Here is a 14,759-nt window from a genome sequence, read left to right as displayed (position 1 = left end):
ACGGAGGTATCGCCCCGGGGCCGGGCCCCGAACCCCGGCCGTGTCACCTTCAGAGCAACATTTGAGGTTCGGGGCGGGTCCTGGCCGGCTAGCCCAGCACTCCGTTCGAGTCGACCGGATCCGGTCGCCCGGTGTTGACCGTTCCGGGCGCGCCCGGGGACGGCCGTGAGGTGGTCCCGATGTTCGGGCTCGCCACGGCGGCCGGTGGTGAGGGCACCACCTGGCCGGGTACGGGCGCGGCGGGACCGGTCGGGCTGGCGGTGGAGGCGTTCGCGACCCCGTTGGCGATGGCGTCGAAGTCGACCCGCCCGGTCTTCTCCAGCACCGTGATGTGGTCGAGCACGGTCTGGTTGGTGTCCGAGGCCAGCTGCCGCACGAGGGTGTTGCGCGTGCTGTTCCGTACGGCGCCGATGGCCGGGAAGATCTTGCCGTGCGCGGCCCGCAGCAGATTGACGAACTTGTACTCGTACTCCGCGCCGGTCGCCGCGCTCATCTCGTTCAGCCAGCCCTGCTGTTGCTCGTTCGGCACGTTCGGAAGCGCGACATTGAGCTGGGCCGCGACGATCCGCACCCGCTTGTCGAGGTCGGTGTGGCCGACGATGAGATGGTCCCCGGCCTCCTTGATCGCCGCGCTGGGCGCCCGCTCGATCGCCTGCTGCCCGGCGGGCAGTTCCCACAGCCCGGCCAGCCGCACCCGGACGATCAGGTCCCGGTCGGCGGCCGTCAGCGGCCCCCACTGGGTGTTCACGGTGCCCGCCGCCACGTTCGCCTGACCGGTGCCCGCACGGTCGGCGTACGACCACACGGGAAACACGAGTGCGCCGGTGGTGGCGAAGATAGCCGCGATGAGCACGGTCGTGCCGTTGATACGACGCAAGGGAGCCTCCCGGGGGAACCAACTGGTCGTTGGAGAAGTTGACGCGTGGCCAGTGCCTGGAGGTACGCGCGGGACGTGCTCCTTGTTCAAGGGGAGGGCAGCTTTCCTCAAAGGCCAGGCAAAGGAGGCGAGTTCAGCGGCTCTTGACCGGCCAGTTCTCCGGCGTCCGGCCCAGCAGCCGTAGCGCCTCGTCGAGCGGACCGGCGTTTGGCGGTACGTCGAGCGCCGGGGCGAAGGCGAACCCGGGGCCACGTCCGGCCGGGTCCGTGGGCACCAGTCGGGCCACCACGAGCGCGATGTCCAGGACGTCGTCCGACAGGTCCAGCGCTGTGCCGAGCGTCGCGGCGACGTCCCAGGCGTGGACGACGTAGTCGATGAAGTGGAAGCCGATCGCGGTCCGGCCGGGGAAGCTCATGCCCAGCTCCGGCAGGGCGAACTCCCGCTCGGTGGCACCGGGTTCGGCGAACGCGGCGAGCACGGCCGTGGCCGCCGCTCGATGGGTCCGGGCCGGCTCGCCCATGTCCTCCGGCTCCCGCCAGTACACCCTGTCCTGGCCCGCGCCGCGCGCGGCGGCCGCGAACCCGTGATGCTGCGCGGCCATGTGCGCCACGAGCCGCCGCAGGTTCCACCCCGCACAGGGGGTGTCCCGCTCCCAGTCCTCCTCCTGCGCCAACTCCACTACGCGCAGGGCCTCGTACACGGCGATCCGGTCGAGCTCGACGATGTCCGTTCCGGTGGCAGTCATGGGACCTGACCCTAAAACTATGCGAACGATCGTGCTACTTGTTTTCGGCCGAAGTGGCGCGCAGGCCGAAGGGACTGAAGTGCCTTGAGAGCTACGGGACTTGCGGCACCCGCGAAGGATCCGTGGCCGCTCCCCGCAGTCGCGCCGCTATGCCGACGCGCGCCCGGAGGTACGCGGTCTCCTCGTCGTGCAGCACGGAGACCACGTTGGCCGTCTCCATCAACGCGACCAGCTCGAAGGCGAGTTGGGGTATGTCGGTGTCGGCCCGCAGCTCGCCCGCGTCCCGTGCCCCGGCGATCGTCCCCTCCACGAACGCCGTCCAGTCGCGCTGCGCCCCGACCACCGCGTCGTGCACCGCCCCGGAGCGGGCGTCGAACTCGGCGACGACCTCGTAGAAGAAGCAGCCGCCCGGAAAGACCCGCCCCCGCGAGTACTCCAGCCACAGGTCGCACAGCCGCCACACCTGACCGACCCCGGCGGGGAGTTCGGCGGTGGGCCCGATGACCTTCTCGGTGTAGATGCGGGCGGCCTCGCGGACGGTGGCCAGTTGCAGCTCCTCCTTGGAGCCGAAGAGCGCGAACACCCCGCTCTTGCTGAGCCGCAACTCGGTCGCCAACCGGCCCACGGACAGCGCCTCCAGGCCCTCGACGGAGGCGATGTCGACGGTACGGCGCAGGACCAGCCGCCGCGTGCGGTTGCCCCGCTCGACCCGGCCGTCCAGACGTGTCGTGCCCGCACCCTCGTCGGGTGTCCTTGTCGCTCCGCCTGCTCTCATGGTGGTCCACCCTAAGCAACACGGGGGAAACGGACGCTTCTTAGGATGCGGCGGGTGCACCTGACCGTCCTTGACGCCTCCACCGAGTGGAGCCGCTTCGCCGAGGGTTCCGTCGAACGCCGCATGCTGCTCGCGCTCGGCGACCTGCTCGGCACCCCGCTGCGCCCGAAGCCGCTGATGCTGCCCGACGGCAGCCGCGTCGAGGTCGAGGGAATCGACCCCGCCTGCCGCGTCCTCGTCCAACTCGTCGGCAACCAGGGCGCCTACAAGCCCGCCTACCGCAACAAGGTCATGGCGGACATGTTCAAACTGCTCTGGCTGCGGGAGTCCGTACCGACCGCCGAACGCGCGATCCTGCTGGTCAGCGAGCTGATCGTGCAGGCCCTCGGCGGCTGGGTGGCGCGCGCGGCGGCGGACCTCGGGATCGAGATCCACGTGTACGACGGCAGCGCGGTCGCCCCGCTGCGGCCTTTGCCGCGGCCAGACGTAAAACGCCCGTAACAGTCAACTGCGCCATACCGAAACACAATCTTCCTACGGTCGGGGGCACCTAAGCGGATTTCCGCGTGGCAGTCAGTCGCACTCGCTACGCACGCTCTCCGACTTCCAGGATCGGGCACTTGTGCCCGCGACATGGATGGGAGCGTGAAGGTGACTGGTACGCCAGCACTCGAACTGCGGTCGGTGCGCAGGGTCTACGGGTTCGGATCGGCCGCGACCACGGCCCTCGACGACGTCCACCTGACGGTGCCGTCGGGCCGCTTCGTCAGTCTCATCGGCCCCAGCGGCTGCGGAAAGTCGACGCTGCTGAGGCTCGTCGCCGGGCTCGAACAGCCGGACGGCGGCGAGGTGTTGGTGCACGGGGTGACACCGGCACAGGCCTGCGCGGCCAAACTGATCGGACTCGTACCGCAGAGCCCCGCACTGCTGCCCTGGCTGTCCGTCCTGCGGAACGTCACGCTGCCCCGGAAGATCAACCGGGGCGCGGCCGGGCGCCGGGAACGCATCGCCGACTTCGCCGAACGCCGAACGGCCCCCGACATGAGGGAACTTCTCGTCAAGGCCGGCCTCGGCGACGCCCTGCACAAGCTCCCGGCCCAGCTCTCCGGCGGGATGCGCCAACGCGCCGCCATCGTCCGGGCGTTCGGCCTGCAACCCGACGTGCTCGTGATGGACGAACCCTTCTCTGCGCTCGACGAGTTCACCCGCGAAAGCCTTCAGGACCAACTCCTGGACCTGTGGGAGGAGTTGCGGACCACCGTCCTCTTCGTCACCCACTCCGTGTCCGAGGCCGTACGGCTCTCCGACACCGTCGTCGTCATGGCGCCGAACCCCGGCCGCATCGTCGAGAGCATCGACGTCGATCTGCCCCGCCCACGCGGTGAACGGCTCTTCGGGGAACGGCGGTTCCACGAGTACGAGGACCTGGTGAGAGAACGGCTGCGGTGTGCCTGGCACAGCGAAGCCGCGTGAGTGGGGGCGTGACGACATGACCGTGGCCGACGAACGCACCACAGCACCGGCACCGGCCGGGACCCGACCGCCCACCGAACCGTCCCGCTTCAGCCTCAAGCATCCGCGGTCCCGGATCGGTTGGATCCGTCCGGCCGTCTGGCTGCCCCTCGTCGTGATGCTGGGGATCCTCGGCGGGTTGTGGCAGTGGGGTGCGCGGCAACTTCCGTATCTGCTCCCGCCGTTGTCCGAGGTCGGTAGCTCGCTCTCCGGGAACTTCGGCTACTACGTCCACAACGCCCTTGTCACGCTGGGGGAGGCGACGGCGGGGCTGGGGATGGGGTTCGTGGGGGCGTTCGTCCTCGCGGTGCTGACCAGTGAACTCCCGCTGGTGCGACGAGCGGTGATGCCCGTCGCGGTCGTCCTCAACGTCACGCCGCTGGTGGCGGTCGCGCCGGCGCTGGTCGTCGCCTTCGGGTTCGGGCCGATGCCCAAACTCATCATCACCGGGCTGATCTGTTTCTTCCCGATCCTCATCAATACGGCGACGGGGTTGCGGTCCGTGCCGCAGCAGGTGTTGCAGGTCTATCGGACGATGGATGCGAGCCGGGTCGAGCTGTTGTGGCATGTGCGTGTCCCCAACGCGCTGCCGTATCTCTTCGCCGCGCTGCGGATCGTGTTTCCGCTGTCGATCATCGGGGCGGTTGTCGCCGAGATGTCGGCATCTGGATCCACGGGGGGATTGGGGACCGCGATCAGTGTGGCCTCCTCGATGAACCAACTCCCCGTTGTTTACGCCTCGATTCTCGTCCTTGCGGTGATGGGCGTGTTGTTGCTGCTGGCCGTGACCGTTGTGGAGCGTCGCGTGCTGCATTGGCACGACAGCGTGAACTGAGCCCGACAGCACGGTTTTTGACTGCGGACCCGGTGGGGGCTGGTCGCGCCCACGCGGCGGAGCCGCAAATCGATACAGTCCCGCGCCCCTATCGGGGCACTCAACTCACCGGCGTCTACGCCAGTTTGGAGTCACCCATGTCGCACCATCGCCTCACCAGATCCGCCCTCATCGCCACCGTCCTGACCCTCGGAGTCGCCGGATGCGGCTCCGGCTCGGGCGACAGCACCTCCGCCGGTGCTGCCGGTTCCGCGATATCCGCGAAGCGGTGTGCCGAGAACAAGGCCGCCGGGAAGATCACGTATCTCTCCGGGTACCAGTTCCAGTCCTCCGTCTCGATCCTCGAATACATCGCCGCCGCCAAGTTGGGCTATTTCAAGGACCTTTGCCTCACCGTCGACCTCAAGCCCGGCAGTGGTGACACCGCGCAGAACACCAAACTGCTTGCGGGCGGACAGGCCACCGTGTCCGCGATCTCCGAGCAGGATCTGATCCAGGCGCAGGCCAACGGCATTGACATCAAGGGCATTTCCTCGTACTCGAACGCCGGGCTCGACATCCTGATGACCAACAAGGACATCACCGACCTGACCCAGCTCGACGGCAAGGTCGTCGGACACAAGGGATATGTGCCCGCCGCAGTCGAGGCGATGCTGGTCAAGGCCGGCGTCAAGTGGGACTCGCTCAAGCTGGTCAAGGAGGGCTACGACCCCTCCGTACTGCCCCGAAAGCAGGGCGGCCTCGAAGCGCTCACCGGGTTTATCTCGAACGAGCCCAACCAGCTCAAGGCGGCCGGCAAGGACGTCACCGTGTGGAAGCCGGTCGACTACAAGATCCCCAGTTCCATCGGCGCGATGGCGGTCAACCCGGCGTTCGCCAAGGCGCATCCGCACGCCGTCGAGGACATCCTGCGCGCCGCCCTGCACGCGTACGCGTACTGCTCCTCCAGCGAGGCGCACATCACCGAATGCGTCGGTTACGCGGCCAAGTTGTCCGGCCCGACCTACGACAAGAAGCTCAACGCGACGATCTGGAAGACCGAGACACAGGTCGTCAAGGAGAACCCGACGCCCGGACAGCCACTCGGCGGCATCGACACCGACAATGTCACCCAACTCGTCGCCATGCTGCACCAGTTCAAGATCGTGCCGAGCAGTGTGACCGCCGCCAAGGCCGAGACGTGGTTCGACACCTCGTTCGTCAAGGACATCTACACCGGCGACAAGCTCGTCTGGCCCGCGCCGTAAGAACGCAAGCAACCCGCAGAGCCGTAGAAAGGCCCGTGACGTGCCCGCGAAAGAGTACGGAATCTTCCTTCCCATCGGGAACGGAGGCTGGATGCTGTCCACCACCGCGCCGCATCCCGAGGCGACCTACGCGTACAACAGGCGTGCCGCCCTGCACGCGGAGAACATCGGTCTCGACTTCGTGATGTCGATGGCCAAGTGGCGTGGTTTCGGCGGGAGTACGGACCACTGGGGCCGCTCGCTGGAGTCGATGACGATGATGGCGGCGCTCGCCGAGGCGACCAGCCGGGTCAGGATCTGGGCGACCCTGCACGCCAACATCCACAACCCCGCCGTCGCGGCGAAGATGCTCACCACCCTCCAGGACATCTCCGGCGGCCGGGCCGGGATGAACATCGTCAACGGCTCGTACGCGGGGGAGTTCGAGCAATTCGGCGACTGGGACCCGGAGTTGAGCCACGCGGACCGCTACCGGATGACGGAGCTCTGGACGGAGGCCGTCACCCGGCTGTGGACCGAGGACTCGGTCACCATGCGCACCCCGTACTTCGACCTCGTCGACTGCGAGTCCCGCCCGCACCCGGCGACCCGGCCGACCGTCATCAGCGCGGGCCGCTCCGAGGACGCCCGCCGCTTCCAGGCCAAGTACGCCGACGGCGCCTTCCTCGCCGCCGACAGCCTCGACGACATGCGGTCGCTCTCCGCCGACGTGCACGCCCGCGCGAAGGCCAACGGCCGTGTCTGCAAGACCTATTCGATGCTCACCGTCGTCCAGGACGACACCGACGAACTGGCAGTCAAGAAGGTCAAGGAGTGGGGCGTCGGCGTCGACCGCGAGGCCCTCGCCCATATGCGGCACACCTGGGGCGTGCCCGAGGACCAGGCCCGCGCCTGGGCCGCCGGCGCCGACGGGGAGGCCGCCTTCCAGACGCCGTACGTGGCCGGCAGCGCCCGTACCGTCACCGAGCACATCGAGTACATCGTGCGGGAGGCCGACCTCGACGGACTCATGCTGATCTTCCCGGAGTACGACGAGGACATGCTGCTCTTCGGCGACACCGTGCTGCCCGCGCTGCGCGCCCGCGACGAGGTGGCGGCCTGATGTCCGACCTGCGCGACAGACAACTCGCCCGCCTGGCAAGGCCGGAGAGCAGGCCCGCGCTCGTCGTGGTCGACGTGCAACGGGACTTCGCCGACCCGGACCGGCTCGGGGCGTACGGCCTCACGGAGGCCGCGCTCGCGACACTGGACCGGACGGTCACCCGTATCGCCAAACTCGTCGACGCCGCACGCGCCGCCGAAGTACCCGTCGTCTGGATCGAGTTGGGCAGCGACCCGGCACGGCCCTGGCGGTCGAGCAACTGGCTGCGCGAAGGCGACTACGACGCACCCATGAGCCCGGACGAACCGTGCCGGATCGGGACGCCCGGCGCCGAGTGGTATCGAATGCAGCCCGCCGAGGGCGAGTTGCGGGTGGTCAAGCGCGGCTACAGCGGCTTCCTCGGCACCGGTCTCGACACACGGCTGCGCGCGGCCGGCTACGACTGGCTCACCGTCGTCGGCCTCACGAGCGAGTGCTGTGTGTACGCGACCGCCCAGGACGCCGCCCAACTCGACTGGCCCGTCGTCGTGCCCCAGGACACGACGAACGCGTACGACCCTCACGTCAACGCCGCCGCCCTGTTCCAACTCGGCCTGAACGTTGCCGTGTTGAGCGACGCCGACGAGGTCGTCGAGCTGTGGAAGAAGGCCGAGCGATGACCGGAATGCACATCGGCTACGACCTCTCCTTCACCCACACCGAGGGCGCCTGGGCACGCCAGGGCTCCTGGATCGGGCGGGACTTCCCCGACGTCCGCATGTTCATGGAACTCGCGCAGACCGCCGAACGCGCGGGCGTGGGCCTGCTGTTCTTCGGCGACGGCAGCGGCATCCCCAGCACCTGGCGCGGCAGCATCGCACCGGCCGTCGAGTGGGGCATCCAGTGGCCGCGCCACGACATGGCACCGGTCATCGCCGCGATGTCCACGGTGACGGAGAAGGTCGGCTTCGGGCTGACGTACTCCTCCACCTTCATGCATCCCTTCTACGTCGCCCGGCTGTTGAACTCGCTCGACCATGTGACCGGCGGCCGTATCGCCTTCAACGTGGTCGCCTCCACACGTGGCGCCGACGCGGCCAACTACGGGTTCGCCGAGCTGATGGACCACGACCTGCGCTACGAGCGGATGGAGGAATTCGTCGACGTCTGCCGGGCGTTGTGGGACTCCGTCGCGCAGGACGCCATCGTCCGCGACCGGAGCACAGGCCGGTTCGCCGACCCCGAGAAAGTCCACCCCATCGACCACGAGGGGCGCTTCTTCACGGTCAAGGGACCGCTCGCCTCCGTACCCGGTCCGCAGTACCACCCGCTCATCGTGCAGGCGGGCAACTCCCCCCGGGGCATTGCCGCTTCGGCCCGCTTCGCCGACCTGGTCTTCGGCTTCGGCGGCAATCTCGCGGGCCAGCAGCGCCATCGCAAGCTGCTCGACGAGTCGTTGCTCGCCGAGGGGCGGGATCCGGAGCACGTCGGCATCCTCTGGGCGACCCAGGTGATCGTCGGCCGCACGAAGGCCGAGGCCTTGGCCCGCTGCGAGGCGGTGCACGAGTTCTGGAACGAGGAGGCGGTCGCCACCTACCTCTCGCACAACGCCGGCTACGACTTCTCGACGCTCCCGACCTCCTTCCAACTCGGCGAGCTGCGAGACGAGTTGGCCGCAGCCAACGCGAGTCCGGCGGGGCTCGTCGGCTCACTCGTCGCGGAGTTCGGCGCGGACCGCACCATGAGCCGTAGCGAGTTCTTCGCGCACGGCCGGGGGCGGGCGACGGGCCTGGACCACAGCCTCGTCGGCGATCCGGCCGCCGTGGCCGACGCGTTGGAGGAGAACTTCGCCGCCACCGGAGCACGCGGCGGCTTCATGTTCTCCAGCCCGCTGGCCATGCCCGCCGGCTTCGCCGCGATCAGCGAACTGCTGCTGCCCGAACTGCGCCGCCGCGGCGCGCTCGCACCGGCCTACCCCGGCTCGACTCTCCGCGAGAACCTGGCAGTTTGAGGTGTCGGCGGAGAGTGTGGGTGCTCGGCGCGACTGGTTCGCCCTCGGCAGTCTCTGCACCGGGTTCTTCATGCTGCTGCTGGACAGCACGATCACCTCGGTCGCACTGCCGTCACTGATCAGCGGGCTGCACGCCGGCGAGACCGCCGCGATGTGGGTCAACAGCGCCTATCTCATCGCGTACGCGGTGCCGTTGGTCGTCGCGGGACGGCTCGGCGATCGCTACGGCCATCGACGCGTCCACCTGGTCGGCCTGGCCGCGTTCACGCTCGGGTCGCTGCTGTGCGCAACCGCTGCCACCATCACGGTACTTGTCGTCTGGCGGGTGGCGCAGGGCATCGGCGCCGCGTTGATGACCCCGCAGTGCCTGACCCTCATCAAGGCGCTGTTCCGGCCGCCGCGTCTCGCCGTCGCGCTCGGGGTGTGGGGCGCGGTCGGCGGAGCGGCGGTGGCGGTCGGGCCGCTGCTGGGCGGATTCCTCGTGGCGGCCGGGGGTTGGCCCGCGGTGTTCTGGGTCAACGTCCCGGTCGGCGTCGCCGCGTTGGTCGCCGTGACGGTGTTCGTGCCCGTCCTGCCAAGGCAGTCGGCGCGCATTCCGGTGTGGGCGATCTGCGCGAACGCGGCCGGGCTGGGCGCGCTGGTGATCGGCATCCAGGGCACGGACGGCACACGGGCGGAAGTGCTGGGCGTGCCAAGGTGGTTGCTCGCCGGAGTGGGTGTGCTGGTCGTGGTGGCTGTCGTGTGGCTTCAGCGCCGGGACGGCCAACGCGCCCTCGTGCCGGTCGGGTTGCTGCACAGCCGTGGGTTCGTCGTCGCGGCCTGGGCCGGTGCCGCCGCCGCCTTCTGCTCCGGGTCGGCCATGATCCCGCTGATGCTGTACCTCCAGCGGGAGCGCGGGCTCGACGCGGGCGCGGCGGCCCTCACCCTCGTACCGATGGGCGTGGTCTGCCTGTTGGGGGCGCCGGTGTCGGCCCGGCTCAACAACGGAATCGGCTCCCGCGCGGTCGCCGTCATCGGCTCCGGGGCGCTCGTCCTGTCCATCGGCACGTCGGCGGCGCTCGTCGCGACCGACGCCCCGATCGCCGCGCTGACCGCCACGTTTGCCGTGTATGGGGTCGCCAACTCCTTTGTCTGGTCGCCCCTTTCGATCGCGGCGGTCACCTCGGTCGGCCCGGACCAGGTCGGGGCGGCCTCCGGAACCTTCAACGCGATGAAGCAACTCGGCGCGGTACTGGGCAGCGCGGTCTGCGCCGTTCTGCTGGCCGGTCACGGCTACGCGGTCACGCTCGGCGGGCTCGCGGCGGCCGGGGTGCTGTGCCTTCTCGCGTGCGCCCTTCTGCGAGCAGAGCCTCCCGGGAGCGGGCGCCCCGTCGTGCCCGCCGCGCCACAGCTACCCACAGGAGTCACCTGATGAAGCCTGACGCAGACGGGGGTCTCACGATGACGGCGTCGGAAGGAATGGAGGAGACGGAGGGAGCGGAAGGCATGGAAGGCCTGCGGAATCTGGCGGGTATCACCTCCGACCCCGGGGAGATGACGAGGGCGTTCTCCGGGTTCCCGGCGGGGGTCGCGGCCCTGTCCGCGCGCGTCCACGGCGACCCGACCGTCATGATCGTCTCGTCGTTCGCGGTCGGTGTCTCCCACAACCCGCCCATGGTCTCCTTCGCCGCACAGCACACCTCGACGACCTGGCCCGTGCTGTCCCGCGCGCGGGCGATCGGGATCTCCGTCCTGGGCGAGGCCCACAGCGACAAGGCCCGCCAACTCGCCTCCCGCAGCAGGGAATCCCGGTTCGCCGACCTGCGCACGGTGGAGGCGGAGTCCGGTGCGATCTTCCTCGACGGGGCGCCGGTGTGGCTGGAGTGCACCGTCGAGCACAGTTATCCGGCCGGCGACCACGACATCATCGTGCTGCGGGTGCTGGCGATGAGGTCAGACGACGAGCGGAGTCCGCTGGTGTGGCACCGAAGGACCCTCAAGATGCTGGGGAGTTGAGCGCCGGGCCGGTGCGGCGACGGGTCTGCCGCAGGCGCTGGGGAAGCGGTCTGCGGTAGTCGGGGAGAAGGCGCTGGGCGAGGAACGCGGACTTCAGGAACAGACGGACGGCGCGCTCGCGGCGCGGGGTGAGCGTGCCGATCCGGTGCAGCCGGCAGACCCGCTCGCCGGCGAGACAGCGGGTCAGGTCTCTGCCGAACTCCCGTAAGGGGAACGGGAACCAGCGCTCGGCGAAGAACTCCATCATCGCGGTCGCCACCCGATGACCGGCCTCCGTCCCCTCGTAGGGCCGCGCCTCGAATTTCAGGGCGAACTCGGTCATCGCGTCCCAGTCCTCGGGGAACGCCTCGTCGGCCAGCGGCCCGGACTCGCGTTGAAGGAGCCGGAAGAGGGTCCGCGCCCAGCGATGCCAGGCGACCTTCATGCACTCGCTCGTACCGGGCAGCCCGAGAGAGGTCTGGAGCCGGTCCGCGAACGTGGCCAGCAGAACCAGGGGATAGACGAAGTCGTCGACGTCGTCGAAGTTGCCGGGCAGGTGTGGGGTCGCGCGGGCGATGGACAGGTGGATGCGGTTGAGCCGTTCGGCGGCGGCGCGACCCGACGGGCTGGACAGCCCGTCCACCATCCACGCCATCAGGAACGTGTTGCCGTCCTCGAATCGCCGCCGGGGCCGCTTCTCCAGCTTCCCGGTGTGGGCCAAGGTGGCGGCTCCGAAACCCGGCTGCATCATGCGCATGGTGCCCGGATAGACCATCATCGCCAGCGCGAACTCGGGGACGCGGTGGCCGACGTAGAGCGAGATCATGCGCTCCCAGTCGGTGTCCGGGTCCATCCCGGCCAGTTCGCGGTCGACCCACTTGTAGCCACGGCGCACGGTCGGTTCCCCCCATTCGGACTTTCAGGAGGGGGACGCCGTGGCACCTGCCGTCCGATGCCCTGATCCGTCGTGATCTACGTCACCTCGACCGTGAGTAGTGGATCTGTGACGGATCCGTATGGATCCATACGGATCCATGAGGGATCTCCACCCGAGGGTGGAGCCGCTGAATCAGCCCGTGGGTGGTGGTGAACTACGCAGGTCGGAGCGCAGCCTTGTGCCATGGGATCACTACATTCCGCACTCGTCGCTCTCACCGGCGTCTGCGTCGCGATCTTCGTCGTGGCGTGGATCGCGGGCGCGGTGTACTTCGGCGTGAAGAGCGAGGCAGGCCTTGCCGGTTGGGCCCGCGGCCTGCGCCGCACCCTGCCCCGGCGCCTCCTCCTGGTCGCGGGCGCCTACGCGTTCTCCCTGCTCGTCAGACACACCCCGGACTCCTTCTGGCACCGCCTCCGGTACTGGCAGCCCGAACTCGCCCTCCTGGGCGCCCTGATCGCCGTCGCCTCCACGTCTCTGCTGTTCTGGGCCCGTTGGGTGCTGGGCGTCATGTGGGCCAGCATCCCGCTGGTCCACGAACACCACGAACTGCGCACGGAGGGGCCGTACCGAATAGTCCGGCACCCCATCTACACCGGCCTTCTCGGCTTGGTCCTCGGCGGAATGCTGGCCTGCGGCTTCGGCGTCTGGATCGTGTTCCTGGCCGTCGCCGTGCCCTGGCTGCTGCGCCGGGTCCGAATAGAGGACGGCATGATGGCCGACCGGTTCGGTGCGTCCTACGAGGCCTACCGCGCCCGCGTTCCGGCGCTGATCCCGTGGACGCGACCTGCGCTGGTGGGGCGCGGGGCTGCCGGCAGCCGGCAGGGGTAGGGGGAAAGGGGGGAGGGGAGGGGGAGGGGGCCCCGGGTCCCGAGACCTCAGCCGACCGGTCCCCGCCCCTCGTCGCCCAGCTCGCCGACCCGGTGGTGTCCCTCGACCGCGACGGTGAGCCCGGGGGCGATCTCCGTGAAGCCCGCGTCCCGGACCAACGGCCGCTCGTTGCTGATGAGTTCGGTCCACTGGGCGGGGGCGGCGGTGCGCACGGATAGTGGGAAGCCGGCCTGACGCCAGGCGATCCGCTCCTCGTCCGACAGCTCCCACCAGGCGAGTTGGGCACCGTGGCCGGTCTGGGCCATCGTCTTGCCGGCGGACATGTCGAGCTCGGGGTTCAGCCAGAGCACCGGCGCCGTCGGGTCCGCGTCGGCCGGCGGTTCGGGGTCGTCGAGGTCGGTGCCGGAGACCTGGAGCCGGGCGAGGTCCTTGGGCCAGCCGTCGAGCGGGACGGGTGGGAAGACCCGTACCTCCGCCGACTTCCCGGCCACCGTGATGCCCGGCAGCGCCTCGGCCCGCCGCCACTCGGCACCGCGCGCCCTCCGCACCACCTTCCGGATCCGCGCGTCCTGCCAGTCCCGCATGACCTGCGCCCACTCCCCGTCGCCGAGTGCCCGCTCGTCACTCAGGATCGTCAGCACGGCCCGGGCCGCCGTCTCCAACGCGTCCGTCCGTGCCGGAGGAGCATCCCGCTCGATCCGCACGACCAGGGGCAGCACGAACTGCGGAGCCTCGTCGCGCGAGGTGCGCTCATTACGGAAGGGGTCGACATCGTCGCCGGGAACGGTGGAATCACTGGTCACGCGGTCCAGTCTGCCAGGGGCCCGTAGGAGCACCGCTCAGAGGACCTACCCAAGGGCCACTTCACCGTCCGGACCGCAGGTGTCGGTGGACGTCCAGGGCCCGCCGGGAGCACAACTCCCTTCAGGGGCAGCCCAGTTCCTTACCGCGTCGACGCAACTCACCCCCCGGTACCCACCGCCTCACCGTCCCCGCCTCCCACTCGGACGTCCTGCTCCGCGTCCTGTTGACGGCCCGCCCGCCCTGGCGCGTTGTCAGCGTGAACCGGCGCGGGGGCCTTCCCCCTGACGACGAAAGCGAAAGCTCCCGATAACCGCGATGACGGCCCTCCTCCGCTACCAGGCCGCCCTGCTCCTGCGCTCGCAACGCTGGTTGCCGCCGGTCATCCTGTACGCCGCGTTCCTGGGCATCGGTGTCCAGGGCGGGCAGCCGGTGTTCGACTCGCTGGGCTACACCGCCGCGGCCCTGCTGCCGGTCGCCGCCTGGCTGGTGCGGATCTGCACGACCAACGAGCCGCCCGCGCGCGGAGTTGTGTCGCGGCGGCGGTCCGACCCGCGCGGGCGCACCTCGCCCGTCTGCTGGTCGCGCTGGGCACCGCGGCGGCGTTCGGCACGGCGGCCACCCTCGTCGGCACGCTGATCAGCGAACCGGCGAGCGCCGATCACCGCACCCGGGTCCCGCTGGTCGCCGCCGGGACGGCCGGTCTGCTCGCGGTCCTGGTCTGCGCGCCGCTCGGCACGGCGGTCGGCGCGTTCACCAACTGGCCGGTGCTGCACTCGCCCGGCCGGGCGGTGCCCGCGATGCTGCCGGTGGTGGTGACCGGTTCCCCGGCGCAGGCGGCGGTCAGCTGCCTGGTGACCGGCTCGCGGTCGGGCACGGTCCCGGTTCCGCTGCTCCCGCTGGCCGGGGCGGCCCTGGTCACGGCGGCCGTGACCGCCGCGACCTGCGCCCTCACCTCCCGCCGCTCACCCTGAACAGGCGGTCCGCTGCGCCTCCTGCCACTCGCAGACAGGGCACAGCGTGATCCCCTTCTGCGACGCCGGGTACTCGGTGGGCTCCCGGCACAGCACGCACTCCGCGTACGCGGGTGCCGATGCCTCGTCTTCCTCGTCGCTCATGCGACCAGAGTAAGAGGA

At 69.8% G+C, this 14,759-nt stretch carries 16 protein-coding genes and 1 pseudogene; 11 read left to right on the top strand and 6 right to left on the bottom strand.

Features of this window, described 5'->3' with window-relative positions; all coding sequences use genetic code 11:
• Positions 1-88: 88 nt before the first annotated feature.
• The 3 genes from ACQHII_RS12840 to ACQHII_RS12830 all read right to left on the bottom strand — a co-directional run bounded on the left by ACQHII_RS12840 (position 89) and on the right by ACQHII_RS12830 (position 2,397).
• The gene (locus ACQHII_RS12840) at positions 89-877 is read right to left on the bottom strand and encodes a DUF4142 domain-containing protein (protein WP_427919440.1); all 789 of its coding nucleotides are present in this window, start codon (positions 875-877) and stop codon (positions 89-91) included.
• Between the two features lie 133 nt (positions 878-1,010).
• A complete protein-coding gene (locus ACQHII_RS12835; protein WP_427919439.1) occupies positions 1,011-1,622 on the bottom strand; it encodes a TIGR03086 family metal-binding protein in 612 nt (203 codons plus the stop codon).
• Positions 1,623-1,713: 91 nt separating this feature from the next.
• Positions 1,714-2,397 (bottom strand): TetR/AcrR family transcriptional regulator, encoded by a 684-nt coding sequence (locus tag ACQHII_RS12830; protein WP_427919438.1) that lies wholly within the window; start codon positions 2,395-2,397, stop codon positions 1,714-1,716.
• A gap of 45 nt (positions 2,398-2,442) precedes the next feature.
• On the opposite strand from ACQHII_RS12830, the gene ACQHII_RS12825 reads away from it, so the two are divergent.
• The 9 genes from ACQHII_RS12825 (at position 2,443) to ACQHII_RS12785 (ending at position 11,078) form a co-directional block, all read left to right on the top strand.
• Positions 2,443-2,898, top strand: a complete 456-nt coding sequence (locus ACQHII_RS12825) for a hypothetical protein (RefSeq protein ID WP_427919437.1) — start codon at positions 2,443-2,445, stop codon at positions 2,896-2,898.
• A gap of 150 nt (positions 2,899-3,048) precedes the next feature.
• Positions 3,049-3,870, top strand: coding sequence for an ABC transporter ATP-binding protein (locus ACQHII_RS12820; RefSeq protein WP_427919436.1), 822 nt, complete (start codon positions 3,049-3,051; stop codon positions 3,868-3,870).
• Between the two features lie 157 nt (positions 3,871-4,027).
• On the top strand, positions 4,028-4,744 hold the full coding sequence (locus ACQHII_RS12815) for an ABC transporter permease (protein WP_427919435.1): 717 nt from the start codon (positions 4,028-4,030) through the stop codon (positions 4,742-4,744).
• A 137-nt stretch (positions 4,745-4,881) separates the two neighbouring features.
• Positions 4,882-5,991, top strand: coding sequence for an ABC transporter substrate-binding protein (locus tag ACQHII_RS12810; protein ID WP_427919434.1), 1,110 nt, complete (start codon positions 4,882-4,884; stop codon positions 5,989-5,991).
• A gap of 40 nt (positions 5,992-6,031) precedes the next feature.
• Positions 6,032-7,093 carry an LLM class flavin-dependent oxidoreductase gene (locus ACQHII_RS12805; protein ID WP_427919433.1) on the top strand — a complete coding sequence of 354 codons (1,062 nt, stop codon included), beginning with the start codon at positions 6,032-6,034 and terminating at the stop codon, positions 7,091-7,093.
• Positions 7,093-7,752 (top strand): cysteine hydrolase family protein, encoded by a 660-nt coding sequence (locus tag ACQHII_RS12800; RefSeq protein WP_427919432.1) that lies wholly within the window; start codon positions 7,093-7,095, stop codon positions 7,750-7,752. Before ACQHII_RS12805 ends, ACQHII_RS12800 begins: the two co-directional genes overlap by 1 nt.
• A complete protein-coding gene (locus ACQHII_RS12795) occupies positions 7,749-9,083 on the top strand; it encodes an NtaA/DmoA family FMN-dependent monooxygenase (protein WP_427919431.1) in 1,335 nt (444 codons plus the stop codon). Before ACQHII_RS12800 ends, ACQHII_RS12795 begins: the two co-directional genes overlap by 4 nt.
• Positions 9,084-9,099: 16 nt before the next feature.
• Positions 9,100-10,494 (top strand): MFS transporter, encoded by a 1,395-nt coding sequence (locus ACQHII_RS12790; RefSeq protein WP_427919430.1) that lies wholly within the window; start codon positions 9,100-9,102, stop codon positions 10,492-10,494.
• Positions 10,494-11,078: a flavin reductase family protein gene (locus ACQHII_RS12785; RefSeq protein ID WP_427919429.1), complete on the top strand. Its 585-nt coding sequence runs from the start codon at positions 10,494-10,496 to the stop codon at positions 11,076-11,078. Before ACQHII_RS12790 ends, ACQHII_RS12785 begins: the two co-directional genes overlap by 1 nt.
• Here ACQHII_RS12785 and ACQHII_RS12780 read toward each other — a convergent pair.
• Positions 11,059-11,952, bottom strand: coding sequence for a DUF2236 domain-containing protein (locus tag ACQHII_RS12780; protein ID WP_427919428.1), 894 nt, complete (start codon positions 11,950-11,952; stop codon positions 11,059-11,061). The genes ACQHII_RS12785 and ACQHII_RS12780 overlap by 20 nt on opposite strands.
• A 225-nt stretch (positions 11,953-12,177) precedes the next feature.
• Here ACQHII_RS12780 and ACQHII_RS12775 point away from each other — a divergent pair, with 225 nt between their 5' ends.
• Positions 12,178-12,822 (top strand): methyltransferase family protein, encoded by a 645-nt coding sequence (locus ACQHII_RS12775; RefSeq protein ID WP_427919427.1) that lies wholly within the window; start codon positions 12,178-12,180, stop codon positions 12,820-12,822.
• Between the two features lie 47 nt (positions 12,823-12,869).
• Here ACQHII_RS12775 and ACQHII_RS12770 read toward each other — a convergent pair whose 3' ends face one another.
• Positions 12,870-13,625: a peptidyl-tRNA hydrolase gene (locus ACQHII_RS12770; RefSeq protein WP_427919426.1), complete on the bottom strand. Its 756-nt coding sequence runs from the start codon at positions 13,623-13,625 to the stop codon at positions 12,870-12,872.
• 316 nt (positions 13,626-13,941) lie between these two features.
• Here ACQHII_RS12770 and ACQHII_RS12765 point away from each other — a divergent pair.
• Positions 13,942-14,597 (top strand): annotated as a pseudogene (locus ACQHII_RS12765) (ABC transporter).
• Here the strand turns inward: ACQHII_RS12765 and ACQHII_RS12760 are convergent.
• A complete protein-coding gene (locus ACQHII_RS12760) occupies positions 14,589-14,741 on the bottom strand; it encodes a hypothetical protein (protein WP_427919425.1) in 153 nt (50 codons plus the stop codon). The pseudogene ACQHII_RS12765 and the gene ACQHII_RS12760 overlap by 9 nt on opposite strands.
• Between the last annotated feature and the right edge of the window lie 18 nt (positions 14,742-14,759).

The sequence above is a fragment of the Streptomyces sp. cg40 genome, from assembly GCF_050320165.1.
GTDB classification, from domain to species: Bacteria; Actinomycetota; Actinomycetes; order Streptomycetales; family Streptomycetaceae; genus Streptomyces; species Streptomyces hokutonensis.
This window is presented reverse-complemented; position numbering and strand designations above follow the sequence as displayed.